Below are 23,394 nucleotides of genomic sequence, written 5' to 3'. Positions count from 1 at the left end.
CCCGGCGCTTCGGCGTCGGGTGACAATCAAGACCCAGCCAACCAATGCACTCATTAGCAAACTCATAACCAAAATGAATGAAATGAGTTTGCTATGAGGCGCTGCGCGTGCCACAGCAGGGCCTGATGTTTCGCGAGGCCCCAAATGACCAATCCCATGATAAATCTACTGCAGGAAAAAGGCACTTTGCTGGCCGATGGCGCCACGGGCACCAACCTGTTCAACATGGGGCTGATGTCCGGTGACGCGCCAGAAATGTGGAACACGGAACAACCCGGCAAGATCAAGACGCTTTATCGGGGTGCGGTTGATGCTGGAAGCGATGTTTTCCTGACCAACTCCTTTGGTGCTAATGCGTCCCGGCTCAAACTCCACAATGCAGAAAAGCGGACCCATGAACTCGCGCGCGTTTCCGCCGAAATCGGTCGCGACGTAGCAGACACCGCCGGTCGCAAAGTCATCGTTGCGGGGTCCGTTGGACCAACTGGCGATATCATGGAGCCTGTTGGCACGTTGAGCCACGCGCTGGCCGTTGAAATGTTTCATGAAGCCGCAGATGGCCTTAAATCAGGCGGCGCGGACATCGGATGGTTGGAAACGATTTCTGCTCCCGAAGAATACCGCGCCGCTGCCGAAGGGTTCACCCTTGCCGGGCTCGACTGGGTTGGCACGATGAGCTTTGATACGGCGGGTCGCACGATGATGGGCCTGACCAGTGCGGACATGGTGAAAATGGTAGATGATCTGGAGGTGCATGCTCCGTTGGCCTTTGGGGCAAATTGCGGCACGGGCGCGTCCGATCTGTTGCGTACCATTCTGGGATTTTCCGCCCAAGGGCCGGAGCGTCCTATCATTGCAAAAGGCAATGCCGGGATTCCAAAATACGTCGACGGCCACATTCACTATGACGGTACGCCCGAATTGATGGCGGATTATGCGGTGATGGCACGCGCCTGTGGTGCCAGGATCATCGGAGGATGCTGCGGCACAATGCCCAAACACCTGCGCCACATGCGTGAGGCATTGGATACGCGCAGCATGGATCACCCGCCAGCCCTTGAAGAAATAGTGGACCGTCTGGGCGCGTTTTCTTCAGCAACCGATGGTACGGGCGACAATGAGGCCCCTGCCCGGCGCACATCACGCCGTCGTCGCGCCGCTGGATAAAACCATCAGGACGCCGCGGTCTCTGCAAGGATCGCGCGCGCAACCGTCATCAGGAAATCCCAATCTTCCAGAGCCTTGGCCTCAGTCTTGTTCTTATTGTCGATGCTCAAAAAGGCGTGGCCATGCACGCTGGTCCACAGGATGTAGGCGGACCGCGCGGCCGCTTCTGGGGCAGCTTCTGCCCCCAAATACCCCGCGCAGGCCCTGACCACGATCTCAAAACAGGCCTCGCCTTTTTCCTGCAGGCCATCGTCTTCTTCCTGCCCTTCCGTCAACCCAAACATCAGACGGAAGATGCCCGGTTCCGTTTTGGCAAAATCAATATAGGCTTTGCCGATTCCCGCCACTGCCTCGATCGACTCCTTTGGATGACGATCCCGTTCCTGCGCCATTTGGAGCGCTAAGCGGTCCATCGCGTCAGACACCAGCGCATTCAACAGATCGTTGCGATCTTTGAAGTGTTTATACGGAGCCGCCGTGCTGACCCCTGCGCGACGCGCGGCTTCTGCGACAGAAAACCCTTCAGGACCATGTAGTTCCACCAAATCACGGACCACGCTCAGAAGGTGCCCGCGCAAATCGCCGTGATGGTATGTGGTGCGCCGATCCTGAACGGCGGGCGAATTATCAGACAAAAAACGCTCCTTTGCGCTTGATTAAGTTATAGCCTGTAACATATGTAAGTGACACTTACTTCACAAGTGAGGCTCAGGCAATGTCGACTATCGTTCCGACCAAACCCCTTTGGCGTCGCATCTTACGACAAGGCGTGACGCTCGTCTGCACCCTTTTGGTGGTCGGGCTTGCCGTCGGGCTGATCATCACGGCCCAAAGCGGGCTTGCTCAGCGCGCCGCAGAAGTAATTGCGCCGCAAGAGACGCTCCCGATGCAGGTTGCAACCGCCCAGTTGAGACTCGAGAACGGATACAAGGTCACGCGCCGGTTCCCGGGCCAGATCGAGGCGGCGCAGCGGACTACCATGGCCTTTGAACAGGGCGGAACGCTTGCCCTGCTGGCGGTAGATGAAGGCGACACTCTTGCAGCCGGAGCCCTGATTGCGCGTCTGGATACCCGCCTGATCAGCGCTGAACACACCCGGCTGACAGCGGTCCGGCGCGCACTTGAAGCTCAGGCGGAACTTGCCCGGCGCACAACTGAGAGACAAACCGAACTCAAGGACCGCGGCTTTGCTTCAAAGCAAGCCGTGGACAATGTCGCGTTGCGCCTTACCGAACTCGAAGCCCGCATCGCGGAAATAGACGCGAGCCTTGTATCCATCACATTGCAATTGGAAAAATCTGAACTGCGTGCGCCTTTTGAGGCCACGGTGTCGACACGTCTGGTGGATACAGGTGGCGCAGTAGGCGCGGGACAGGCGATACTGTCCCTTGTTGAAACCGATGGGCAGCAATTTCGCGTCGGGCTGACCCCGGGCATGGTCACCGCGCTGTCAGAGCAAACCGAATTCCAGGTCATTTTTGACGGAGACGCATTTGAGCTGGCATTCGATTCGATCCTGCCAGAACTGGATAGCGCGACCCGAACGCGCACTGTACTGTTCAATATCGCCGGGGATGACCTTCCGCCGCTGCGAGACACTGGCATGCTTGTGATGAAACAACATGTGGTGGAACGCGGCGCCTGGGTGCCACTCGGAGCACTCCAGGATGCCCCGCGAGGTTTGTGGCGCTTGATGACAGTCAAGGACAGTACCCCTGCGACCGTGCAGAACGAGGCCGTAGAAGTGTTGTTTTCGGATGGCGAGCGGGCCTATGTGCGCGGCACTTTTGTTGAAGGCACACGTTATATCACCGATGGTCCGCACCGGGTCGTCAAGGGTCAGAGTATACGCATTCTGGATGAGACAAGCTGATGGAAACGCTGACGTTTCGCCAACCGCGTATAGTTGCTCTTGTTCTTCTGGTCATCATAGCGGCTGGGTTGTCGTCCTTGCTTGCGATCGGGCGGCAGGAAGACCCGACGATTACCAATCTCTTTGCCAATATCACCACCGCCTATCCCGGTGCAGACCCCGCGCGTGTTGAAACACTGGTTACGGCTGAAATCGAAGACGCCCTGCGCGAAATTCCCGAGGTGGATGAAATCAATTCAACCTCGGCCACGGGCGTGTCCATCGTGCAGGTCGATCTCCTCGACACATTGGCGGATGACCGTATCGAGCAGGTCTGGTCGGAAATTCGCGATGCTTTAGGCGATGCGGAGGCGAATTTTCCCCAAGGGGTGCAGACACCGGATTTTTCGTCAGACGGTGCGGGAACCTTCGGTGCGATCATGGCCTTGTCAGCCACTCACGCAGAGGTCCCGCTGACGATCATGGGGCGGTTTGGCGAGAGCCTTGCCGATGACATCCGCAGCCTGTCTGGCACCAAACAGGTCGAAACCTTTGGTGCTCCCGAAGAAGAAGTGCTCGTCACGCTTGATCCGATGAAGGCCGCGGCCTTGGGGCTTACGGCGGATGATGTGTCGAGCGTCATTGCGCGTGGCGACAGTAAGGGTCAGGCAGGGCGCGTACGCAGCTTTGCCAATGAGTTGATCATCGACGTGGCAGGCGACATCACTGCTCTGGAGCGGGTGCGTGAAATGATCGTGCGCGAAGGACCGGACGGTCAGGTCACACGCATTGGCGACATCGCCGATATCACCAGAGGCCCGCGCCTGCCCCTCTCTGAGGCAGCCTTGCACAATGGCGCGCCTGCCGTTCTGGTGGCTGCCAAACTGGAAGACGGTTTGCAGGTCGATGTCTGGATGGAACGTGTAAAAACGTCTCTTGCAGGCTTTCAGAACGACGTCCCAAGCAGCATCACAGCCGAGCTGATTTTTGATCAAAGCCGATACACGGCTGAACGGCTCACCGAGGTCGGCGGCAACATGGCCATTGGTGTCGCTCTTGTGGTTGGGGTGTTACTGATCACCATGGGGGTGCGCGCCGCCTTGATTGTCGCGCTCATTTTGCCGCTGGTTTCGCTGGCGACGCTGGCCACAATGAATGTGATCGGCCTCGCCATTCACCAGATGTCCGTGACTGGTTTGATTGTGGCTCTTGGCTTGCTGGTGGATGCCGGAATCGTCATGACGGATGAGGTCGGACAGCGCATCAGCAAGGGTCAGACCAGGATTGCGGCCGTAAAGAGTTCTGTGCGCAGGCTCGCGGCCCCGCTTTTTGCTTCCACTGTCACCACCGCCCTGTCCTTTACGCCGATGATCTTGCTGCCCGGCCCTGCCGGTGATTTCGTTGGCTCCATCGCCATCGCCGTGGTGACCATGTTGCTATGGTCTTTCGTGATCGCCATTACCGTCACGCCCGCTATTGCCGGCTGGGCAATGCCCGCCGCTGGCAACACCAGCACCTTTGCCAATGGTCTCAAGATCCGCAGCCTTTCGGATGGGTTCGCCGCAACACTTCGCTGGGCGGTGCGCAACCCGGTGCGCTCCGTTGCCCTGTCGCTGGTCTTGCCGATCGTGGGCTTCATGTCCATGCCGCTCTTGACGGCACAGTTCTTTCCTGGCGTGGACCGTGATCAATTTCACATTGAGGTCGATCTGCGGCCCGGTGCGGCCATCGGACAAACCACGCAAGTGGTGGATCGGCTGGATGACCTGTTGCGTGCCGCGCCTGAGACGAAACAGGTATCCTGGGTCATTGGCAGATCCGCGCCCGCGTTTTATTACAATATGGTCAGCGCGCGCGACAATGCTGCACGTTTCGCGCAGGCGCTCGTTACCACCCATTCCCCTGAGGCCACCGAAATTCTGATTGCCCGGCTTGAACGCGAAATCGGTGCCGCCGCCCCCGAGGCGCAGGTTCTGGTGCGCGGCCTGGTACAAGGCCCTCCCGTCGACGCACCGGTCGAATTGCGTCTGGTGGGACCCGATCTGGCAACTTTGCGCGACACCGGGGCACAGATGCGCCGCATCATCTCGGACGTGGATGCTGTCACGCTGACACGTGGCACGGTCACAACGGGCGCGCCTGAAGTGAGCATTGACGTAAATGAAGCCAAAGCCCGGCAACTGGGCCTGGAACTCGCTGCCGTTTCGCGCCAACTCGAAGCAGGGCTCGAGGGCGTCACGGGCGGCTCCCTGCTGGAGGGACCCGAAGAGTTACCCGTGCGCGTACGGTTCGGGGACGCAACGCGCGGCGATCTGACGGCCATTGCAGATATGATTCTCCTGCCCCCGGATGCCGCCGAACAATCGGCGCGCGGACTTTTCCCCGGGGTTCCCATGTCGGCGATTGCTGGAATCTCCCTGTCTCCCAGCGAGCCCATCATCACCCGGCGCAATGCCGAAAGGGTCAACACCATTCAGGCCTTCATCCTGCGAGACGTGTTGCCCGAAGAGGCGCTCGCCCAGGTCCGTACTGCACTGGACGCCGCTGGCTTCACCCTGCCCGCAGGGTACCGCCTAGAGATTGGCGGCGACAGCGATGCGCGTGCCGAAACGCTGGGCAATTTGCTGGCATCACTCGGTTTGATCGTCACCCTGTCCATCGCCGCGATCGTTATGACGTTCAATTCCTTCCGTCTGTCGGCCATTGCCCTGATCGTCAGCGTCCTGTCTGCCGGGCTGAGCATTCTGGCCTTGGCTATTTTCCAATACCCCTTTGGCATTAATGCCATCATCGGCGTCATCGGCTCCATTGGTGTGTCAATCAACGCCGCGATCATCATCATGACCGGCCTGCGGGATGACCCGGATGCCCGCAATGGCGACCGCGAAGCAATGGTGAATGTCCTGATGGGCTCCAGCCGCCACATCATCAGCACCACCATCACAACCTTTGGAGGATTTTTACCTCTTATCCTGGCGGGCGGTGGGTTCTGGCCGCCATTCGCAATGTCCGTCGCGGGTGGCGTTTTGCTGTCGACGGTCGTTTCATTTTATTTCACACCGCCAATGTTCGCCTTGATTTATGCGGGCAAAAGCAAAGCAAAGATGGCAAATTCCGCCAGTGTTTCCACAAGGCCCGCGCCCTTGAACCTTGTGCAGGCCGCTGAGTAACAAGCCTTAAACCAATTTTCGCTACAAACCGGCCTCACCCGTACAAGCCAATACTCCAGGTTGTACGGTGACTTATACGCACCGCCAAAATAGCGTCACAGCGTCGCACATCGTTATCTGCGTGTCGCAATTTGAAAAGTCAGGTGGTGTCGTTCTGTCACAAGGGATCGGAGACCGTGCCCCGCTTTCTGGTACGGCAATAAAGGAAAGCCAATGTCAGACGAAGACGAAATCATCCTTTCAGAGTTGGACGACGAAGAACTTGTCCAGCAGATGTTTGATGACCTTTACGACGGTCTCAAAGAAGAAATCATGGAAGCCGTCAACATTCTGTTGGAACGCGGCTGGGAACCTTACGACATTCTGACCAAGGCGCTGGTCGGTGGCATGACCATTGTCGGCGCTGATTTCCGCGACGGCATTTTGTTCGTACCCGAGGTATTACTGGCCGCCAACGCAATGAAAGGCGGCATGAGCATCCTTAAACCACTTTTGGCTGAAACCGGTGCGCCGCGCGTCGGCAAGATGGTCATTGGCACAGTCAAGGGTGACATCCACGACATCGGCAAAAACCTGGTTGGCATGATGATGGAAGGTGCCGGTTTTGAGGTCGTCGATCTTGGCATTAACAATGCGGTGGAAGCTTATCTCGAAGCGATGGAAAAAGAAGGCCCCGATATTCTGGGCATGTCCGCCCTCCTGACCACAACGATGCCTTATATGAAAGTCGTGATCGACACGATGGTCGAACAGGGTATCCGCGATGACTACATTGTCCTAGTCGGTGGTGCCCCTCTGAACGAAGAGTTCGGCAAAGCCATTGGCGCAGATGCTTATTGTCGTGATGCCGCCGTTGCGGTGGAAACTGCAAAGGAATGGGTTGGTCGCAAACACAACCAAAAATCCGCCTGAGACCCCAACACCGGATTTGCGGCCTGTGTCGGGAGATCGGCACGGGCCGTTTTTGTGAAAGGCGTGAATGCAGGACCTGAACGATACCAAATTGACGGAAACTGGCCTGCCACTTGAACATAAGAACGGCAAGGTCCTGTTGATTGCCTGTGGCGCGCTCGCCCGCGAAATCCTGGATCTCAAGGCCGCAAATGGCTGGACGCATCTCGATCTGGTTTGCCTGCCGGCCAACTACCATCTCTACCCCGAGAAAATCACACAAGGCGTGCGTGATGCTGTCGCTAAACATCAACGCCAATATGACCAGATCTTCATTGTCTATGCAGATTGCGGCACGGGCGGGCTTTTGCAGAAAGCCTGCAAGGAAATGGGCGTGGAAATGATCGCAGGTCCCCATTGCTATTCCTTTTTTGAAGGTAATGAACGGTTCAGCGCCCATAGTGAAAGCGAAATCACTGCCTTTTATCTGACCGACTTCCTGGTGCGCCAATTTGATGCCTTTGTTGTCAAACCCATGGGGCTCGATCGCCACCCGGAGCTGCGCGATATGTATTTCGCAAACTATGAAAAGCTTGTTTATCAGGCGCAGACCGATGATCCCGAACTGACGCAAAAAGCCAAGGACTGCGCCGCGTTTCTAGGGTTGTCCTTTGAGCGCCGCTTCACAGGCTATGGCGATCTGGCCGCCGCACTCAAAAAACTATGACGCAACGGATTACGTGCGCTCTCGGCAATTTCCGCAAGGAAATCTGAACAATCGCGTGGCGTCTTTGACGCCGCAATTGGATCAGGCTGCGGCAGCAACCATGCGGATACGTTCGATCATAGCCCGCAACCCATTTGATCGTTGCGCAGATAGGTGATCGTTCAATCCCAAGCGGCCCATCGCCTCGCGGGCATCAACATCCAACACATCTTTAACCGAGAGACCGTTATAGAGCTTCCGCAGCACCGCAATCAGACCGTTAACAATCATTGCATCACTCTCCCCGTCAAAATGCAGAATACCTTTCGTGATCGTTGCATGCAGCCAAACCTGACTGGCGCATCCGTCCACTTTTGTTGCGGGAACTTTGAGCGCATCTTCCAGGGGTGCCATGGCTTTGCCTTCCTCAATCACGAGGCGATAACGATCTTCCCAATCCTCCAAAAACTCGAAGTCTTCGACCAGTTCCTCAAATGCTGTCTGCGCCATGTTTGTCCTCTTTTTCTTTCTGTCAGGTAGGGCCTGCGCGCAAGAAGGTCCAGTAACCTTCATGCTTTTCAACACGATCAAGATGCGATAGTTCACAACTGATAAAAACAAACGGCAGGCTTCATGCGCACATCAGTTTACGCTCTTTTGATCTCGACCCTTGCTGTTTCGGGCTGTGCGACCAAAGCCAATCCCTTCAATTGGTTCGGCGGCAGTCGCAGTGCGGCACCTGTCGCAGCATCAAGTGAAAACACCAATCCGTTGATCCCGGATCGTTCCGGGTTGTTTCGATCCAACAACGAGGAAGTTGTGTTTATTGGCCAGCCACTGGATACCGTGAGCAGCCTTGTGGTGGAGCGCGTTCCGGACGGTATCATCATTCGCGCCACCGGCGTTGCTGCGCGGCAGGGTTTTTATGCTGTGCAATTGACGCCTGACAACGACGATGAACAGGCAGTGGATGGTGTGTTGACCTATCGCCTGCAAGGGCTGCAAGGGCCGAGTGCAGGAAGCGGCCCGCCCGCGTCCCGCGAAGTCGTAGCGGCGCGCAAAGTCACCAATCAAAAACTTCAAGGCACACGCACGATCCGGGTAGAGGCCAAGAACAACGCGGTGCAAGCCCGCCGTTAAACCAGTTGCGCGCTGGCGATCCTAGTCCAAAGCAACAATGCGTACGTCTGAACCATCTGCTGTCAACGCAATTTTCCCATCACAAAGCCTAAGTGCATCTGCGCCGAATACCTCTTTGCGCCAGCCCGAAAGAGCCGGCACGTCTCGCAATCCAGCAGCGATCGCATCAAGTTCCGACGTGGGCGCGATGAGTTTGGCCGCGACCCCTGCACTTTCGGTCTTTGCTTTCAGCAGCACGCGCAAGAGATCCGCGAGCGCCGGGTTGACCTGTAGTTTGTCGCGCGATCGATCCGGTTTGGGCATCTGATCAGGCGGACACGCAACTCCGGCGGCGACAGCCTTCAGAATGCCCTCGGCAATATCGCCACGTCGCGCTTCGCGCAACAAGAGGCGTGCTCGACCCAGTTCTTCGTTGTTCTTCGGTTTGTTTGACGCAAGTTCCACCAGGGCATCATCCTTGAAAACGCGGTTGCGCGGTATGTTGCGATCCTGCGCGAAGCGCTCCCGGAATGCTGCCAATTCGCGCACAACAGCCAGGAATTTTGGTGAATTCGTGCGGGTTTTGACTCTGCGCCATGCTTCCTGAGGGGTCACGACATAGGTGTCAGGACTGGTCAGAACCGTGAGTTCCTCACTCACCCAGCGCGCGCGTTCGCTCTTGGCCAATTGTTTTGCCAGATATTCATAAATATCGCGCAGATGTGTCACATCTGCCAAGGCATAAGTCTTTTGCGCGTCTGTCAAAGGACGCCGGGACCAATCGGTGAACCGCGAGGTTTTATCCAGCGGTTGCTTTGTAATCCGGCGCACCAGCGTTTCATACCCGACCTGTTCGCCAAAACCGCAGACCATTGCCGCGACCTGGGTGTCAAACAGCGGTTCGGGAAAGACTTGCGCGTCCACGTAAAAGATTTCCAGATCCTGACGCGCTGCATGAAACACTTTCACGACCGATGTGTCTCGGAACAGCTCATAGAGCGGTTCAAGAGACATATTGCCCGACAGCGGATCAACCAGAACTGCGGTGCTGTCATCGGATCCCGGCATGGCCATCTGGATCAGGCAAAGCTTGGAATAATAGGTCCGTTCACGCAGAAACTCAGTATCGAGCGTCACATAGTCGTGACCCGCCGCTTCTGTACAAAAAGCAGCCAGTTCCTCGGTCGTGGTGAGTGTTTTCATCGGGGCGTTTCTTTTTTCAGTTGGTAATTATACCCAGCCACAAAAGTGTTACACGAGCCCCAGACCTTTGACCAGAACCCTCAACAAAGCCTTAACGCAAAAGGATTGGGCGGCGATCACCGGCCGCAAAACGGCGCAGAACCGCAGGATAGAGCAGATGTTCCTGTGTCAGGACTCGTGCGGCCAGAACCTCGGGCGTGTCGTCGGGCAGAACCGGCACCTCGGATTGACCCAAAATCGGACCGTCATCCAGCTGCGGCGTGACCTCATGAACGGTGCAGCCATGAACTGTGTCACCTGCCTCAAGTGCGCGCGCGTGGGTATTCAGGCCTCTGTATTTTGGCAGAAGCGAGGGATGAATGTTGAGCATCTTCCCCCGCCATGGATCTACAAAGCTGGCCGTCAGCTTGCGCATAAATCCAGCCAGGCAAATGAAATCCGGCGCATGATGCGCAATCGCACCGGTGATCGCATGCTCAAATGCGACCCGGTCGCCGCCAAAAGGTTGATGCCGCACGACCTCTGTAGGCACGCCGCGCGCCTCTGCGCTCTCCAACCCTTTGGCCCTGGGGTCGTTGGACAAAACCACGCAGGCCCGCGCAGGGTGATCATCTGTCATGCTCTCCAGCAGCTTGAGCATGTTGGAACCGCCGCCGGAAATGAAGATTGCGACGCGTTTGCTCACAAAAGAGCACCCTTGTACCGCACGCCGGGGGTTTCTGTGACGGCACCGATGCGGGTTACATCTTCGCCGTGATCTGCCAACAAAGCGGTAACCGCATCCGCCTGTTCTGGCGCGACCACGAGGATCATGCCCAGTCCACAGTTGAACGTCTTCAGCAATTCTGCCTCAACCATGCCGCCTGTGCGCACCATCCATGAAAAGACTTCGGGCAATACCCAGGTTTCCAAGTCGATTTCTACCCCCAAATCGTCCGGCAAAACACGCGGCAGGTTTTCGGTCAGACCTCCCCCGGTAATATGGGCCAGCGCGTGTACACCGCCTGCACGGACCGCGGCCAGCGCCGGTTTGACATAAAGACGAGTCGGCGTCAGCAATTCCGCACCCAGCGACTGGTCTGACCATGGGCAGTCATCGCCCCACTGCAGCCCGGATAATTCCACCAGCTTGCGCACCAGACTGTAACCATTTGAGTGGATGCCATCTGAGGCCAGTCCCAAAAGAACATCGCCCACTGCCACACCCGCCGGAAGATCCTGACCGCGTTCCATTGCACCCACAGAAAAACCGGCCAGATCAAAGTCGCCAGCCGGGTACATGCCCGGCATCTCCGCCGTCTCGCCCCCAATCAACGCGCACCCTGCCCGTTCACATCCCAAAGCGATGCCTTCAATGATGCGCGCCGCCTGATCGGTTTCCAGCGCGCCAGTTGCGAAATAGTCGAGAAAAAACAAAGGCTCCGCGCCTTGGCAAACCAGATCGTTGACGCACATGGCGACAAGATCAATGCCGACCTCGTCGACATTCCCGGTATCAATTGCGATACGCAGCTTTGTTCCCACACCGTCTGTCGCTGCCACAAGAACGGGGTCAATGTATCCGGCATCTTTAAGATCAAAGAGAGCCCCGAATCCGCCTAGCCCCGCCATCACACCACTGCGATTGGTCCGTTTTGCCGCCGGTTTTATCCGGTCGACAAGCGCGTTGCCCGCATCAATATCCACCCCGGCATCCGCGTAAGTGATCCCATTTTTCGGCAGCGTCATACTCCGGTCCCCGCGCAACAGATTTCCTGCTGGCGGGTTAGAGCATTCGTGCCGCGCATGCAACGCCCGCCATTGCGCCATCCGCCTCTTGACGCGGGCATCTGCGCGGCTTAGGCACGCATTTGTGGCGGGCCTGTAGCTCAACTGGTTAGAGCAGAGCGCTCATAACGCTTTGGTTGCGGGTTCAAGTCCTGCCGGGCCTACCAAAACCGCTATTTGTCAATGAAATCAGCGAACCTGTGTCACACGCTCCGTAAGAGCGGCGCATGCGATTTCAATAGCTTACGGGAATTGTGTCACACAAATTTCACACTTCCGGCTTCGAATCCCCATGTGCGCTGCAGATTTTCAACACTCGCCCCATCACGCAACCATTGAAGGGTTAGTAGGTTACGGCACTAAAATTTTTGTCCGAAATTGCCCAATTGGGCAAACCATTCCACCCTAGCCCAAATTGCAAATTGTGCGGCACGCCGATGGAAGGTGAGCCATCTTGCCGCCACTGTGACTACGAGGGATGGACCGGCCAAGTACGACCAGATCCCAAAATCCAAAATTCAAATGGATTTAATTCTCTCTCACTAGCAGTTATTTTCGCGGTAGCTTTGATCTTATTCTGTGCTGCCGTTTGGTGTTTAACTTGATCGCGACGCCAACCTAATTCTCGGGCAATTTAAGCCTTTTCTATTCCGTCGCCGTTTCCAAACGATTTAACGTCCCCCGGGACGGCTGTGAGCGACGCTCCATGCTTCTCTGCCCAATTGACCACAGCAGTCCACTAATCGGCATGCCAAGCACCATCACGTCGTCTTTCAAGCTCTTCCCACTCGCGGCGGACGGATTCAGGGATTGACCGAGGTAGTTCATGCATGGATCTACCCTCCCATTTATTGAACTCGAAAGCACGAACTCAGCCCTGAGCCAACATTCGATCAGAGGGGTGTGTGGCGGGCCAGCGGAACGAGGACGAAGCCGCTCGCGCGGCATTGACGCACTTGACGGGTGTTGAGCATTGATCCAACCGTTTCGAGGTTTGGCAGACCTGCCCGACGATTGAGCTTTCTTAATCGGACCGGAGGCTCCTATGACACAGGAGAAGACAAGCCCGCTGCGTGCGCGGATGATCGAAGATATGCGGATCAAGGGGCTTGGGGAAAGCGCACGTAAGTGCTGTTCGATGCTTTACCAAGTTCCTTGGGAGATCACCGGACAGCGCGATACAGGAAGACCAGCGCGCCCATCAGCTGCAGATGGTCAACGCGAACGCTACCCCGTCGACCTACAACGTGCGGCTTGTTGGGCTGCGGTTCTTTTTCGAGACGACGTGCAAACGGCCTGAGTTGAAGGAATGCCTGCACTTTCGGACTGAGCCGCGCAAGCTGCCCGTGGTCTTAAGTGCTGATGAGGTGTTCGAGATACTCCGGGTCGCACCGGGACCCGGGCTGAAGTATCGAGCGGCACTCAGTATTTCTTATGGCACTGGGCGCCGCGCATCTGAAGTCTGCAACCTGAAGGTCACCGATATCGACAGCGACCGGATACTCATTCATGTCGAACGCGGCAAGGGTAGCAAGGACCGCAAGGTGATGTTGTCGCCAGGTCTTCTGGAATTTCTGCGCGACTATTGGCGGGAGGCTCGTCCCGACGGGTGGTTGTTCCCCGGCAAACCGAGGATCAACTCGTTGTCACCGCGGCAATTGCATCGCGCCTCTAGCGCGGCCAAACATCTTGCCGGGATCAAGAAACCGAGGAGCACGCTGAACTCCTTGCGCCACAGCTTTGCGACGCATCTGTTGGAAGCCGGAACAGATGTCCGCGCCATTCAGGTTCTGCTGGGGCATGCGAAGCTGAGCACTACAGCGCAATATACACATGTCGCCACTAAACTGATCCGCAACACCGACAGTCCTTACTAACTGCTGGCCCAACTTCGAGACCGAAGGTCGGAATAACAGGCACGGGCGTTGTTGCGCCCGAAGCTGGAGGTTACTGAGATATTCATGGCTCGCGGATCTGCCTATCGGCAGGCCAATGCTGGACATTTGAACCTGAGCCAACTCCGCGTCATGTCGGCGATTGAGGCCTGCCGCACGGCAGCACTCGGCGGGCATGTGGCGGCTTGCATCAAGTGCAACCATCAGCACATCGCCTACAACGGCTGCAAGAACCGGCATTGCCCGAAGTGTCAGGCACCAACAGCGCGAGATTGGATTGATCAGCGCCACTTGAGTGGTGCACTTTAATGTTAGTGCATGATTGGCCTGGGTTTCATCGGGATGATGGTTTCCGGAGCCGGTGGGCGGTAGCCTGGGGCCCTATGTTGTCGTTTGGTGTTGTAGTGTTTCCTCCATTGTTCGATCAGGATTTGCGCCTCCCTTAGCGAGTAGAAGACCTCTCCGTTCAGCAGTTCATCCCGAAGCCTTGCATTGAAGCTTTCACAATACCGGTTCTCCCAGGGCGAGCCGGACCCGATGTAGGCGGTCTTGGCACGGACTGCTGAGATTCATTCTCGAACGGCCTGAGCGATGAACTCTGGGCCGTTGTCTGACCGGATGTAGGCAGGGACACCGCGCAGAATGAACAAGTCGGTCAGCGCGTCGATACCCTCGGTCGAGTTCAGCCTCCTCTTCACTCGGATCGCGAGGCACTCCCGTCTGTGTTCATCCAGGATGTTGAGCGTCCGGAACGCTTTCCCATCATCGGTCCGATGATGAACGAAGTCATAGCTCCAGACATGGTTGCGGTATTCAGGCCTCAGCCGAACACAGGAACCATCCTTCAGCCAGAGCCCTGCTTTCTTTGGCTGTTTCAGGGGCACTTTGAGCCCTTCACATCGCCACAGGCGTTCGACCCGCTTGTCGTTGATCTGCCAGCCAGCATCTCTCAACAGAACCGCGATCCGGCGGTACCCGTATCGACCATATTGGCGCGTCAGCTCGATCATGTCAGACACCAGACGATCTTCATCGGCGCGGCCAACGGGCACCCGCCTCTGTGTGGAGCGAGGCTGCCCCAGGACACGACAAGCACGACGCTCCGAGATGTGGAGCTGACTCCGCACATGGTCAATGCAGGCACGGCGACGTGAAGAGCTCAGTCGTTTCCCCGTGCGGCCTACGACAGGACCAGCTTGTCCAGCGTCAGGTCCGATACCGCTCGCCGCAGCCGATCATTCTCCTTCTGAAGCCGCTTTAGCTCTTTCAGTTGGTCGGTTCCCATCCCACCATACTGCTTAGGCTAGCGATAGAAGGTCTGTTCTGTGATCTGCACGTCGGATGGCGTCTACGCGCGCCATCCCTTGGCCGCACAGCACCTCAACCTGCCGCAACTTACTGACAATCTCTTCCGGCTTGTGTCGCTCGATTCCCATCTTTGACCCTCCGATTCCTAACCATAGGGGCCGAACACTTCAGTGGGGCAGGACTATAAGATCATCCCGCGGTAAAGCTTCCTGAAACTATGATTAAGTTATAAATTGCAAAACTGTAGATAAAGAACACTTAAAGGTATTGTTGTGCCAGAGTATAGTTTCGACAATTTGAATGACAAAGAATTTGAGGTGCTTGTCAACGACCTGCTATCCGAGAAAGAGTCTACCTGTCCGTCATCAGATAGTTTGAGACAGATGGCAGCAGGTCGAGCATAGTCTTCCGGAGACGCATTTTGACAATAGAAATTTATGTTGACGAAAGCTGGAAAGATGGGGGTTTTTTTCGCTCTCTGGCTTGGTTGCTACAGCAGGAAATTGGGAAAAGTTTTCAGAGGATTGGGAGGAGCTTCTTCCTTGGGGCGCGATTGACGCCAACGGGGAACGTCATTTCAAGATGTCGGAAATGACCAGCCCTGGTGGAATTGAGAGAATGCAACCTTTTTGGCGGGCAATTGAAGAGCACATCGATGCTGCAGTGTCATTTCGCTTTAGGATATCCGACCTACATAACGCGATGGATGATGTCCTTGTAGGAGGATGGGAGCGCCCAAATTTTGCCGAGTCCGATTGGGGAAACCCATATTTTTTTGCGTGTCGAAACCTTTTGAACGGCGCCTACATCCACGCCAAAAACATGCCCTTAGTGTTTCCCCCAAATCAGCCAATCAGTTTTATTTTTGATGAACGAACGGACAAAAAAATTGTTTTAGACGCTTGGGATTTCATGAGAAAAGAAACCCAATTGGGTGATGATGGTTTGATTGCTGCTGATCCACGGTTTGAAAATGATCGCCTTTTCCTTCCACTTCAAGCTGCTGACTTATGGACTTGGTGGGTTCGTCGCTGGACAGAAAAAAATCTTGATTTGAGAAACGTTCCGTTTCCCCACCGGTCCGAAGGTTTTTTTCTTGATTCGTATGACAGTTTCCCGAGTAGAAAAGACATAGCAGAATTTTTTGCAGGGACAGTACAAGAAATTGTTGAAAAGAATGGTCGAAATTCGATGGTGTTCATTCGCCGAAGTGGCCGGATCGTACCCTTTCAATAGAAGTGAATGCCTGTGTCCCGATCTCAGCTGACTATCTACATTAGATCCAGGTAATACGCCACATACCGGTCATGCAGTAAATCGGATGGCTTGTTGGCCTCCGTGCACCCTTTGGTAGTATTCCCAAGGCTATTCCATTCAGAATAACATGCGTCGTTCAAAAGGTGCAACCGCACCTACCGTGCAATAACCTACCGTGCAATCACAATGTCCGCCCGCAAGCCACCCAATCGATCCGAACTGCTGAGGCGCAGGACACCCCCATGCGCGCGGGCAATGTCGGTTGCAATGGCAAGTCCTAGCCCAACACCGCCGCCCTTGTCCTGATTGCGAGATGGATCAAGGCGGGTGAAAGGACGCGTGGCCTCTGATCTGCGATTTTCGGGAATGCCCGGGCCATCGTCTTCAACGCGAATACGCAGTGTCTTATCCGTGAAGAGAACCGATACTTCAGCCATTGCGCCATAGCGCACAGCGTTGGATATCAAATTGTCCAACGCGCGCCGGATCGCCAATTTATTCAGCTTGATCGTGCCCGTGCCATCCCCCTCAGACGCCATCAGCGTTACATCTCGTCCGGCCCGGCAGGCATCGTCAACAATGCTGGAAACAAGTTCGTGCGGGTCAATCGCCTCCGCCTCGCCCTCCCCGGCCGTTTTGACAAAGTTCAGGAACGCATCCAGCATTGCCTGCATGTCGTCAACGTCCTGTTCCAGCAAGAGCCGCTCTTCATCTTCCAGCATCGAAAGGCTCAAACGCATTCGCGTCAGCGGTGTACGCAAATCATGGCTGACGCCCGACAACATCAATGTGCGTTGCTCAATCTGGCGCTCAATCCGATTGCGCATGTCCAGAAACGCGTTGCCTGCTGCGCGAACCTCCATGGCACCAGCAGGTGAATAGGATTCGTGGCGACCACGCCCAAAGGCTTCGGCGGCATGCGCCAACCGTTTAATCGGGCGCAGTTGATTGCGCAGGTACAGGATCGCGATAACTGTGATCAACCCCCCAAAAAACAACATGTTTACGAACAGTTGGTGCGGGTTCGACGCAGAGATCCGGCGACGATCAAAACTGATTTTGACAACTCCAAACCGGGTGTTCGCATAAGTGTGAACTCTGCGATCATCCGTCAGATCAATACGCATGAGTTGTGGAATGTCACGCGGCAACCGCTTGACGATGACCCGTCCGGAAAAATCATACCAGGACCGCATGTCTTGTGCGGGGACATCGGCTTGCGGCACGAGAACGACGGTCATGGCTAGTTGTGACGCTTCCTGTATGACTGTGCTGCTCACGGAACCACCGTCTGACGCCTGATCGACGATTGACAGCACCAGACGCAGTTCGCGCGCCACCGTGTCCGTCATCTGTTGTGTGACGTCTTCAAAGTGACGCGTCAGAAACAGAACCGTCACCACAAGTTGTAAAAACACAACCGGCAGCAACAAAATCAAAACAGCCCGGGCGTAAAGGCTACGCGGCATATATTGTTTGAGCCATGCGAAAAACATGGGCTAAACTTATCGAGGCCTCGGACCATTAGAAAGGGTCAATGACAATGCCAGACGACTTTGACCCACCCATTGGCAGAGCGGAAACGCTCCGACCGGGATTACGCCGGATCGTCGCGCCAAATCCCTCTGCGATGACGTACCGGGGCACCAATACTTATTTGCTGGGCGATACGGAGATCGCCGTCATAGACCCCGGACCTGATAACGCGTCCCATCTTGCGGCGATCCTGAATGCCGTGACACCAAACCAGCGTATTACGCATATCGTTGTCACGCATTCACATCTGGATCACGCCCCTTTGGCGCGCCCGTTGCAAGACGCCTGTGGCGCCGAGATCTACGCATTTGGCAGCGCCGAAGCAGGCCGTTCTAAGATCATGAAAGCGCTTGCCGCAAGCGGTGTGACTGGGGGCGGTGAAGGGGTGGATATTGATTTTGCGCCCGACCGAACAGTGGCTGACGGCGATATGATCCGCACCAAGGATTGGCAGTTAGAAGTGCTGCATACGCCGGGTCACATCGGCAATCACATCTGTCTGGCGTGGGGAGAGTGCTGTTTTACGGCTGATCACGTCATGGGATGGGCCAGCTCATTAGTCTCACCGCCAGACGGCGACCTCAGCGATTTTATGACGTCTTGCGAGCGCCTTGGAGAACGCCAGTGGGATAGCTTTTTCCCAGGTCATGGGGATGTTATCTCAGACCCTAAAGGCCGTCTCAACTGGCTGATCAACCATCGAAAAAGCCGCGAAACCGCGATCCTTTCCGCGCTGCGCGCCAAGCCGGCAAATGCACGTGATCTTGCGCGTGAGATTTACACCGAAGTCCCTCATGAGCTACACGACGCGGCCGCAAGAAACGTGCTCGCGCATTTGATAGATCTGCACAAGAAAAATGCAGTGCAATTCGACAGGCCACTGGCGCAAAATTCAGTTTTTTCGTTGAAGTGACGTAAGCGGCGGGAATTTTTCATTTTGCGGCTAATCCCTCTAGACGACACAAATCACCGCTGCTATATCGCCTCAACCGTTCCGGCGTAGCTCAGCGGTAGAGCAGTTGACTGTTAATCAATTGGTCGTAGGTTCGATCCCTACCGCCGGAGCCATTTCCTCTACGTAAACCCTTTATTTCCTTGATATAAAGGCGTTTAGGTGCTCTCCAAAGCGCACCTCACAGCACACTTTGGAGACACGGAGATGGTAGTAAAGGGTAAAATCCAGCACGTAGATAGATTGGCCAACGGCGTGCTTCGGTTCAGACGGAGGTTTCCTAAGGATGTGCGAGAGTTCACCCGATGGCCTCCAATGCAGGTGCACATACGTAATAGACAGGGTGTCCCTTTCGCTCGTGAATACGAAGCCATCATGAAAGAGTTCGACAGGCTAGTCCGTCAGGCACGTCGAGACATGGGTCGCGCTGGAAGCGATAATAGGACCAGTCAAGATAAGTGGCATGAGGCGCTATTCACAGCAGCAGGCCTCAAGGCAGGGGTCTCTGGTCTAGAAGACGCAACAGAGGCAGAGATCGGCGAGTTAACTGCTCAATCCCTCCCCGAAGAACCAGACCCCCTCCTCAAGAAGGCCCTGGCCTACCCCAGCGCACCGCTCCCTGAGATGACCCTCGGTGACGCCTTCAAGATGTATTGGCATGACATGGAGATCGTGAAGGCCAGCAATAAAAGGCAGAACGACCTGAAGCGTGTGAAAAGACGTTTGCGTGAGGCCTTGGGGGACATAGATAAGCTGCCCCTACAGAGCCTCAGCAAGACCTCCCATCGCAGACAGTATCGCGACTCCTACATCAACTACAGGAAACGTGATGGAGAACCTAAGGATGGCGAGAGCATGCAGGGTGAGACCAACATTGTGGTGTCTGTTCTAAACCAAGTTCGCAAGAATACGGATGAAATGTTCAGCAACGATGTCTTCTCAGGTCTCCCGTGGCCTGAACCGGACCAGGCGAAGATGGACAAGCGACCTTCCCTCCCCGATGAGATCGTGGATGCTATGACGAAGAGCCGACAGGAAGAGGCCAAGAACCCTGTGCTTCGGCACGTGTGGGCGCTAAGTGTCTCGACAGGCGCCCTTGTGAGTGAGTTCGCATCCATGCTCAGAGATAACGTGAAGCTAGATGACCCGGTCCCTCACGTCTTCATCCGCCCCAATGCTGCTAAGAAAAATCGTAAGACCAAGACTAGTGTCCGTCAGGTGCCCCTTACCAACCGCGCTCAGGCTGCCATGCGGGAGCTATTGAGGTTGTCTGAAGGATATGACGCCATTCTGCCTCGCTACGTCCATGAGACAGGGAATACCAATCTCTCTGCTGCCATCATGAACCATGTGAAGAAGTTCAGAGGCGATAATACCGATCTCGTGGCATATGGTCTGCGCCATTGGGTCAGCGATAAAATGCGCGATGTGGGTGCCCCTGAAAGTGTGCGTCGAGGCTACACCGGACATGCCATGCAAGAGATCGCTGAGAACACCTACGGGGGTCGTGAGGCAAGACTAAGAGAGTTCGCAGGCTGGGCTGAAAAGGCTGGGCTATAACAGCAGCTTAGAGAGGCCTTTTACGAGCGTCACTTGGTCTATCCTGCCAATTCCTTGTGAATTACAGCCAATCCATGGCGGACATGTTGTATCTTAAAATTTTAACCGCACTTCAAAGGCGTGGGCGATGCTACTCGCCACCATTGATCTAAGCCATGGGAGAAAGACGATATTCATGCAATCTACCCGACGGCTGACGTTAATTTAGAGAGTGCCTATGTTTAAGTATCTGCTGAAAACTGCTGTCCGGTCGGCAATTCGTGCTGCCGAACACAGCTACAATACACCTGAAAGAAAAGGGGCTCGGGGTGAGCGCAAAGTGCATAACGCGCTAACGTCTGTCCTCGATGCAAGAGAATATCGCGTATTGTCAGATTTGATACTGCCTAGTGCTGGCGGGACTACCCAGTTGGATCATCTCGTTTTATCCCGCTATGGAGTTTTCGTAATCGAGACCAAAAACATGTCGGGTTGGATTTTTGGCGACGCCGACCAGAAAAAGTGGACGCATGTCCAAAAGGGTGGCAAGAAACGCGGCCTCCAAAACCCGCTCAGACAGAATTATGCGCATGTTAAGGCTGTGCAGGAAATCCTCGGTATCGACCAAAAGTTGGTGCACAGCTTTGTCGTGTTCACTGGCACTGCAGAACGTAAGACGGCCATGCCAGAAAACTTTGCGTGGGGATTACATTCGCTTGGTCGGTTGATCGGCGTGCGCAAACAGCATGTAATCTCGGATGTGCAAGTGAACGCTTACGTCCACAAACTTCAAAATCTGGCCTTGGAAAATACGAGGGCAGTGCGCAAAGAGCATGTGCGTAACCTCGAAAAAAGAGCGGCAACAAAAGTTCTGGTCCCAGCGCCGAAACCTGCCAATGCCACCAATTCGATCTCTTGCCCGAAATGCGGTGGGGAGATGGTTAAGCGGACCAACCGCAAGACGGGTGACGGTTTCTGGGGATGTGCGAGTTTCCCAAAGTGCTGGGGCCAGCAAAAGATAGGGTAAGGTTCCCTAAAGTCTTACCTTCTATTGAGCCTGCTTGGACGCAGCCTGATTGGCCAAAAGATCTGCTTCTTCGTTTCGTGGGTCGCCATTGTGGCCTCGGACCCATTCCCATTGGACTTCTAGTCCATCTGAAACCCTCAGAAGTTCTTTCCATAGCTCTAGGTTCTTGACGGGCTGTCCGTTCGCTGCCCGCCACCCTTTGGCCTGCCATTTGGTTAGCCATTCATTCATACCTAGAATGACATATTGGCTATCCGAATACACTGTGATCTTGGCTGGTTCGTTTCGCTTTATTTGGCACAAGCCTTTTCTGGCTGCCATCAGCTCCATCTGGTTGTTTGTGGTATCCGGCGTATTGTGACCAACAACCCGCTTCTTGATTTCGATGCCATTTTTTTAGCGACGAACCACTGCGGCGAAGCCGCCTCTGCCGGTGTTGCCGAGGCAGCAGCCGTCAGTATGGATGGTCATTTCTGTTTTAGTCATTGTTGGGTTTCCTTGCGGGTTTTCGTGAGGTGTGATTGTTTGGTTTGTCGATAGACGCGTTCTTTACCGGTGCGAGCCGCTCCGAGGTAACACTCGATTGAGAGACCAAAGCACTTGTGAACTAAAGCCCGTTTGGGCTTTAAGCCTACGCAGCTTCCAGCAGGTCGATGTCTTCTATTGCAGAGTTCAGCCAGTCGTTGAAGACCGCACGCATGCGGTCATCCGGAATTGCCAGGGTGATCGGCAGGCCATCTCGGGCACGCGTTCTCCATATCCACTGGGCCATCTCTGCCAAGGTATAGTTGTCTGCAAAGTCTTTACCTGAGACCCCTAGGAAGTTTTGCGCCATGGGGTTGAGCGAGCATCTTGAGGTAGGCGCGGATGTATGTCCCCTCGCTGAGAAATGTCATTACGGCAAGCGAACGACCTGAGAGAAGCACCTGATTTGGCGTCGCCACAGCGAAAATACCGCTTTTATCGACATGAAGCTGACCTTGAATCGCGGGTTTGTAGATTTCTGGATGGAGACCATTTGAGTAACTCGATTCACCGTCGCCATCGAACATCTTCCGCTCCCATTTGATCCACTCCATTGTCGGCTGGACTTGACCGGTAGCAGGACAAACGGTGGCATAGCCGCAGCCAACCACGGCCTCATTGGATGCATCTGCGTCGATGGTGTCGATACAAGTGACTGGATTGGGGGCTTCATCTACGATTATCTCATAATCAGCCATCAACTCAGCAAGGCGAAACGTCATAAAGAACAGTTCGTGGGTAATCGCTACGGACCTGCCTTCCTCAAGCAGTTTCTCAAGCTGCACGTGCGTATTTTCACTGAACTGACGCGGCGCTCTCAACTACATTGACGCCCGTTCTTAGTAAGACTGCCGACCGGTAGTTGAAAGGGAGTGACGAGCAGGTATTTTCTGGCGGGCTGGAGTGACGCGAGCATTTCGGTTGTCTTACCAGTGCCGCATGCGCGGTCGATGATGACGGTGTGTGTTGAGCGGTTTGGATAGAGCATGTTTGGGCTTTCGTTGTGGGGACCTCTAGTTGAGGCGTGTGGAGGGCCATGAGGGCCGGGGTTATTGGATGCAAAAGAGCGGCACGCACGGCACATCTGTCTCAATCAAAAATGAGAATCTCCGTAAGACACTGAAATAGAATGATATTTTTGGGCTCAGCTAGGTGCTGCCGTAAACCTATTGTTTGTGAAATGGACGCCTAAAGGGGTAACCACGGTAGGGAACCCAGAAGTCAGTCATAAAGGATCGAAATGTTTGCACCTAAAGGGAGAAAGTCATCATGGCGGCATCAGCCGACAGAAAATGAAGTTGACCCTGAAGGTAATTGGACTGGGTGAACCAAATACTCTGATTGCACCTCAACGGGTCGCCAGTCGATCACTTTCAGGATGCGCTATCGCTTGAAGACCCAGTTTCGATGGCTGTGCCATGAAAGAGCGATCAACGCTTCGAGCGTTCTGGTCAAAATCCAGAATACTATGTTCATTTGA

Annotated in this window: 19 protein-coding genes, 2 tRNA genes and 3 pseudogenes; 14 read left to right on the top strand and 10 right to left on the bottom strand. The window is 55.2% G+C overall.

Going from position 1 to position 23,394, the window contains the following annotated elements; all coding sequences use genetic code 11:
• The first annotated feature begins 144 nt into the window (after nucleotides 1-144).
• Complete coding sequence (gene bmt, locus R8G34_00315; protein ID MDW3221325.1) at nucleotides 145-1,167, top strand: betaine--homocysteine S-methyltransferase; 1,023 nt, start codon at nucleotides 145-147, stop codon at nucleotides 1,165-1,167.
• A gap of 5 nt (nucleotides 1,168-1,172) precedes the next feature.
• Here the strand turns inward: bmt and R8G34_00310 are convergent, their stop codons facing one another.
• Nucleotides 1,173-1,802, bottom strand: coding sequence for a TetR/AcrR family transcriptional regulator (locus R8G34_00310; protein MDW3221324.1), 630 nt, complete (start codon nucleotides 1,800-1,802; stop codon nucleotides 1,173-1,175).
• 80 nt (nucleotides 1,803-1,882) lie between these two features.
• On the opposite strand from R8G34_00310, the gene R8G34_00305 reads away from it, so the two are divergent.
• The 4 genes from R8G34_00305 (at nucleotide 1,883) to R8G34_00290 (ending at nucleotide 7,807) form a co-directional block, all read left to right on the top strand.
• Nucleotides 1,883-3,040, top strand: coding sequence for an efflux RND transporter periplasmic adaptor subunit (locus R8G34_00305; GenBank protein ID MDW3221323.1), 1,158 nt, complete (start codon nucleotides 1,883-1,885; stop codon nucleotides 3,038-3,040).
• Entirely contained in the window at nucleotides 3,040-6,189 is a 3,150-nt protein-coding gene (locus R8G34_00300) for an efflux RND transporter permease subunit (protein MDW3221322.1), read from the top strand. Before R8G34_00305 ends, R8G34_00300 begins: the two co-directional genes overlap by 1 nt.
• Nucleotides 6,190-6,402: 213 nt before the next feature.
• The gene (locus tag R8G34_00295) at nucleotides 6,403-7,101 is read left to right on the top strand and encodes a B12-binding domain-containing protein (GenBank protein ID MDW3221321.1); all 699 of its coding nucleotides are present in this window, start codon (nucleotides 6,403-6,405) and stop codon (nucleotides 7,099-7,101) included.
• Between the two features lie 67 nt (nucleotides 7,102-7,168).
• Nucleotides 7,169-7,807, top strand: coding sequence for a DUF1638 domain-containing protein (locus R8G34_00290; protein ID MDW3221320.1), 639 nt, complete (start codon nucleotides 7,169-7,171; stop codon nucleotides 7,805-7,807).
• Nucleotides 7,808-7,888: 81 nt separating this feature from the next.
• Here the strand turns inward: R8G34_00290 and R8G34_00285 are convergent, their stop codons facing one another.
• Nucleotides 7,889-8,296, bottom strand: a complete 408-nt coding sequence (locus R8G34_00285; protein ID MDW3221319.1) for a SufE family protein — start codon at nucleotides 8,294-8,296, stop codon at nucleotides 7,889-7,891.
• Between the two features lie 123 nt (nucleotides 8,297-8,419).
• Here R8G34_00285 and R8G34_00280 point away from each other — a divergent pair, with 123 nt between their 5' ends.
• Nucleotides 8,420-8,926 carry a hypothetical protein gene (locus R8G34_00280; protein MDW3221318.1) on the top strand — a complete coding sequence of 169 codons (507 nt, stop codon included), beginning with the start codon at nucleotides 8,420-8,422 and terminating at the stop codon, nucleotides 8,924-8,926.
• Between the two features lie 21 nt (nucleotides 8,927-8,947).
• Here the strand turns inward: R8G34_00280 and rnd are convergent, their stop codons facing one another.
• The 3 genes from rnd to purM all read right to left on the bottom strand — a co-directional run bounded on the left by rnd (nucleotide 8,948) and on the right by purM (nucleotide 11,836).
• Nucleotides 8,948-10,108, bottom strand: a complete 1,161-nt coding sequence (gene rnd, locus R8G34_00275) for a ribonuclease D (protein MDW3221317.1) — start codon at nucleotides 10,106-10,108, stop codon at nucleotides 8,948-8,950.
• Nucleotides 10,109-10,199: 91 nt separating this feature from the next.
• The gene (gene purN, locus R8G34_00270; GenBank protein ID MDW3221316.1) at nucleotides 10,200-10,793 is read right to left on the bottom strand and encodes a phosphoribosylglycinamide formyltransferase; all 594 of its coding nucleotides are present in this window, start codon (nucleotides 10,791-10,793) and stop codon (nucleotides 10,200-10,202) included.
• Nucleotides 10,790-11,836: a phosphoribosylformylglycinamidine cyclo-ligase gene (gene purM, locus R8G34_00265; protein MDW3221315.1), complete on the bottom strand. Its 1,047-nt coding sequence runs from the start codon at nucleotides 11,834-11,836 to the stop codon at nucleotides 10,790-10,792. The genes purN and purM overlap by 4 nt, the downstream gene beginning before the upstream one ends.
• A 129-nt stretch (nucleotides 11,837-11,965) precedes the next feature.
• Here purM and R8G34_00260 point away from each other — a divergent pair.
• The 3 genes and pseudogenes from R8G34_00260 (at nucleotide 11,966) to R8G34_00250 (ending at nucleotide 14,058) form a co-directional block, all read left to right on the top strand.
• Nucleotides 11,966-12,042: transfer RNA gene (locus tag R8G34_00260), tRNA-Ile, on the top strand.
• An 878-nt stretch (nucleotides 12,043-12,920) separates the two neighbouring features.
• Nucleotides 12,921-13,752, top strand: a pseudogene (locus tag R8G34_00255) (tyrosine-type recombinase/integrase).
• An 84-nt stretch (nucleotides 13,753-13,836) separates the two neighbouring features.
• Nucleotides 13,837-14,058 (top strand): annotated as a pseudogene (locus tag R8G34_00250) (transposase zinc-binding domain-containing protein).
• 23 nt (nucleotides 14,059-14,081) lie between these two features.
• Here R8G34_00250 and R8G34_00245 read toward each other — a convergent pair.
• Nucleotides 14,082-15,206, bottom strand: a pseudogene (locus tag R8G34_00245) (IS3 family transposase).
• 355 nt (nucleotides 15,207-15,561) lie between these two features.
• Between R8G34_00245 and R8G34_00240 the strand changes: the two are divergent.
• On the top strand, nucleotides 15,562-16,314 hold the full coding sequence (locus R8G34_00240) for a hypothetical protein (protein MDW3221314.1): 753 nt from the start codon (nucleotides 15,562-15,564) through the stop codon (nucleotides 16,312-16,314).
• Between the two features lie 191 nt (nucleotides 16,315-16,505).
• Here R8G34_00240 and R8G34_00235 read toward each other — a convergent pair whose 3' ends face one another.
• Entirely contained in the window at nucleotides 16,506-17,831 is a 1,326-nt protein-coding gene (locus tag R8G34_00235) for an ATP-binding protein (GenBank protein ID MDW3221313.1), read from the bottom strand.
• A gap of 41 nt (nucleotides 17,832-17,872) precedes the next feature.
• On the opposite strand from R8G34_00235, the gene R8G34_00230 reads away from it, so the two are divergent.
• From R8G34_00230 to R8G34_00215, 4 genes are all read left to right on the top strand, one after another.
• Nucleotides 17,873-18,784 carry an MBL fold metallo-hydrolase gene (locus R8G34_00230; GenBank protein MDW3221312.1) on the top strand — a complete coding sequence of 304 codons (912 nt, stop codon included), beginning with the start codon at nucleotides 17,873-17,875 and terminating at the stop codon, nucleotides 18,782-18,784.
• Nucleotides 18,785-18,864: 80 nt separating this feature from the next.
• A tRNA-Asn gene (locus R8G34_00225) sits at nucleotides 18,865-18,939 on the top strand.
• A gap of 259 nt (nucleotides 18,940-19,198) precedes the next feature.
• A complete protein-coding gene (locus tag R8G34_00220) occupies nucleotides 19,199-20,383 on the top strand; it encodes a tyrosine-type recombinase/integrase (GenBank protein ID MDW3221311.1) in 1,185 nt (394 codons plus the stop codon).
• A gap of 217 nt (nucleotides 20,384-20,600) precedes the next feature.
• Nucleotides 20,601-21,389 (top strand): NERD domain-containing protein, encoded by a 789-nt coding sequence (locus R8G34_00215; GenBank protein ID MDW3221310.1) that lies wholly within the window; start codon nucleotides 20,601-20,603, stop codon nucleotides 21,387-21,389.
• A gap of 21 nt (nucleotides 21,390-21,410) precedes the next feature.
• Here R8G34_00215 and R8G34_00210 read toward each other — a convergent pair whose 3' ends face one another.
• From R8G34_00210 to R8G34_00200, 3 genes are all read right to left on the bottom strand, one after another.
• Nucleotides 21,411-21,770 (bottom strand): ribonuclease H, encoded by a 360-nt coding sequence (locus R8G34_00210; protein MDW3221309.1) that lies wholly within the window; start codon nucleotides 21,768-21,770, stop codon nucleotides 21,411-21,413.
• A 250-nt stretch (nucleotides 21,771-22,020) separates the two neighbouring features.
• A complete protein-coding gene (locus R8G34_00205) occupies nucleotides 22,021-22,161 on the bottom strand; it encodes a hypothetical protein (protein MDW3221308.1) in 141 nt (46 codons plus the stop codon).
• A gap of 31 nt (nucleotides 22,162-22,192) precedes the next feature.
• Nucleotides 22,193-22,699 (bottom strand): hypothetical protein, encoded by a 507-nt coding sequence (locus tag R8G34_00200; protein MDW3221307.1) that lies wholly within the window; start codon nucleotides 22,697-22,699, stop codon nucleotides 22,193-22,195.
• Between the last annotated feature and the right edge of the window lie 695 nt (nucleotides 22,700-23,394).

The organism is Paracoccaceae bacterium, assembly GCA_033344815.1.
GTDB lineage: Bacteria > Pseudomonadota > Alphaproteobacteria > Rhodobacterales > Rhodobacteraceae > Roseobacter.
This window is presented reverse-complemented; position numbering and strand designations above follow the sequence as displayed.

Coding starts and splice junctions, on each gene's coding strand:
- bmt (MDW3221325.1), top strand. CDS start 145: ATGACCAATCCCATGATAAATCTACTGCAGGAAAAAGGCACTTTGCTG.
- R8G34_00305 (MDW3221323.1), top strand. CDS start 1,883: ATGTCGACTATCGTTCCGACCAAACCCCTTTGGCGTCGCATCTTACGA.
- R8G34_00300 (MDW3221322.1), top strand. CDS start 3,040: ATGGAAACGCTGACGTTTCGCCAACCGCGTATAGTTGCTCTTGTTCTT.
- R8G34_00295 (MDW3221321.1), top strand. CDS start 6,403: ATGTCAGACGAAGACGAAATCATCCTTTCAGAGTTGGACGACGAAGAA.
- R8G34_00290 (MDW3221320.1), top strand. CDS start 7,169: ATGCAGGACCTGAACGATACCAAATTGACGGAAACTGGCCTGCCACTT.
- R8G34_00285 (MDW3221319.1), bottom strand. CDS start 8,296: ATGGCGCAGACAGCATTTGAGGAACTGGTCGAAGACTTCGAGTTTTTG.
- R8G34_00280 (MDW3221318.1), top strand. CDS start 8,420: ATGCGCACATCAGTTTACGCTCTTTTGATCTCGACCCTTGCTGTTTCG.
- rnd (MDW3221317.1), bottom strand. CDS start 10,108: ATGAAAACACTCACCACGACCGAGGAACTGGCTGCTTTTTGTACAGAA.
- purM (MDW3221315.1), bottom strand. CDS start 11,836: ATGACGCTGCCGAAAAATGGGATCACTTACGCGGATGCCGGGGTGGAT.
- R8G34_00235 (MDW3221313.1), bottom strand. CDS start 17,831: ATGTTTTTCGCATGGCTCAAACAATATATGCCGCGTAGCCTTTACGCC.
- R8G34_00230 (MDW3221312.1), top strand. CDS start 17,873: ATGACAATGCCAGACGACTTTGACCCACCCATTGGCAGAGCGGAAACG.
- R8G34_00220 (MDW3221311.1), top strand. CDS start 19,199: ATGAAAGAGTTCGACAGGCTAGTCCGTCAGGCACGTCGAGACATGGGT.
- R8G34_00215 (MDW3221310.1), top strand. CDS start 20,601: ATGTTTAAGTATCTGCTGAAAACTGCTGTCCGGTCGGCAATTCGTGCT.
- R8G34_00205 (MDW3221308.1), bottom strand. CDS start 22,161: ATGGCCCAGTGGATATGGAGAACGCGTGCCCGAGATGGCCTGCCGATC.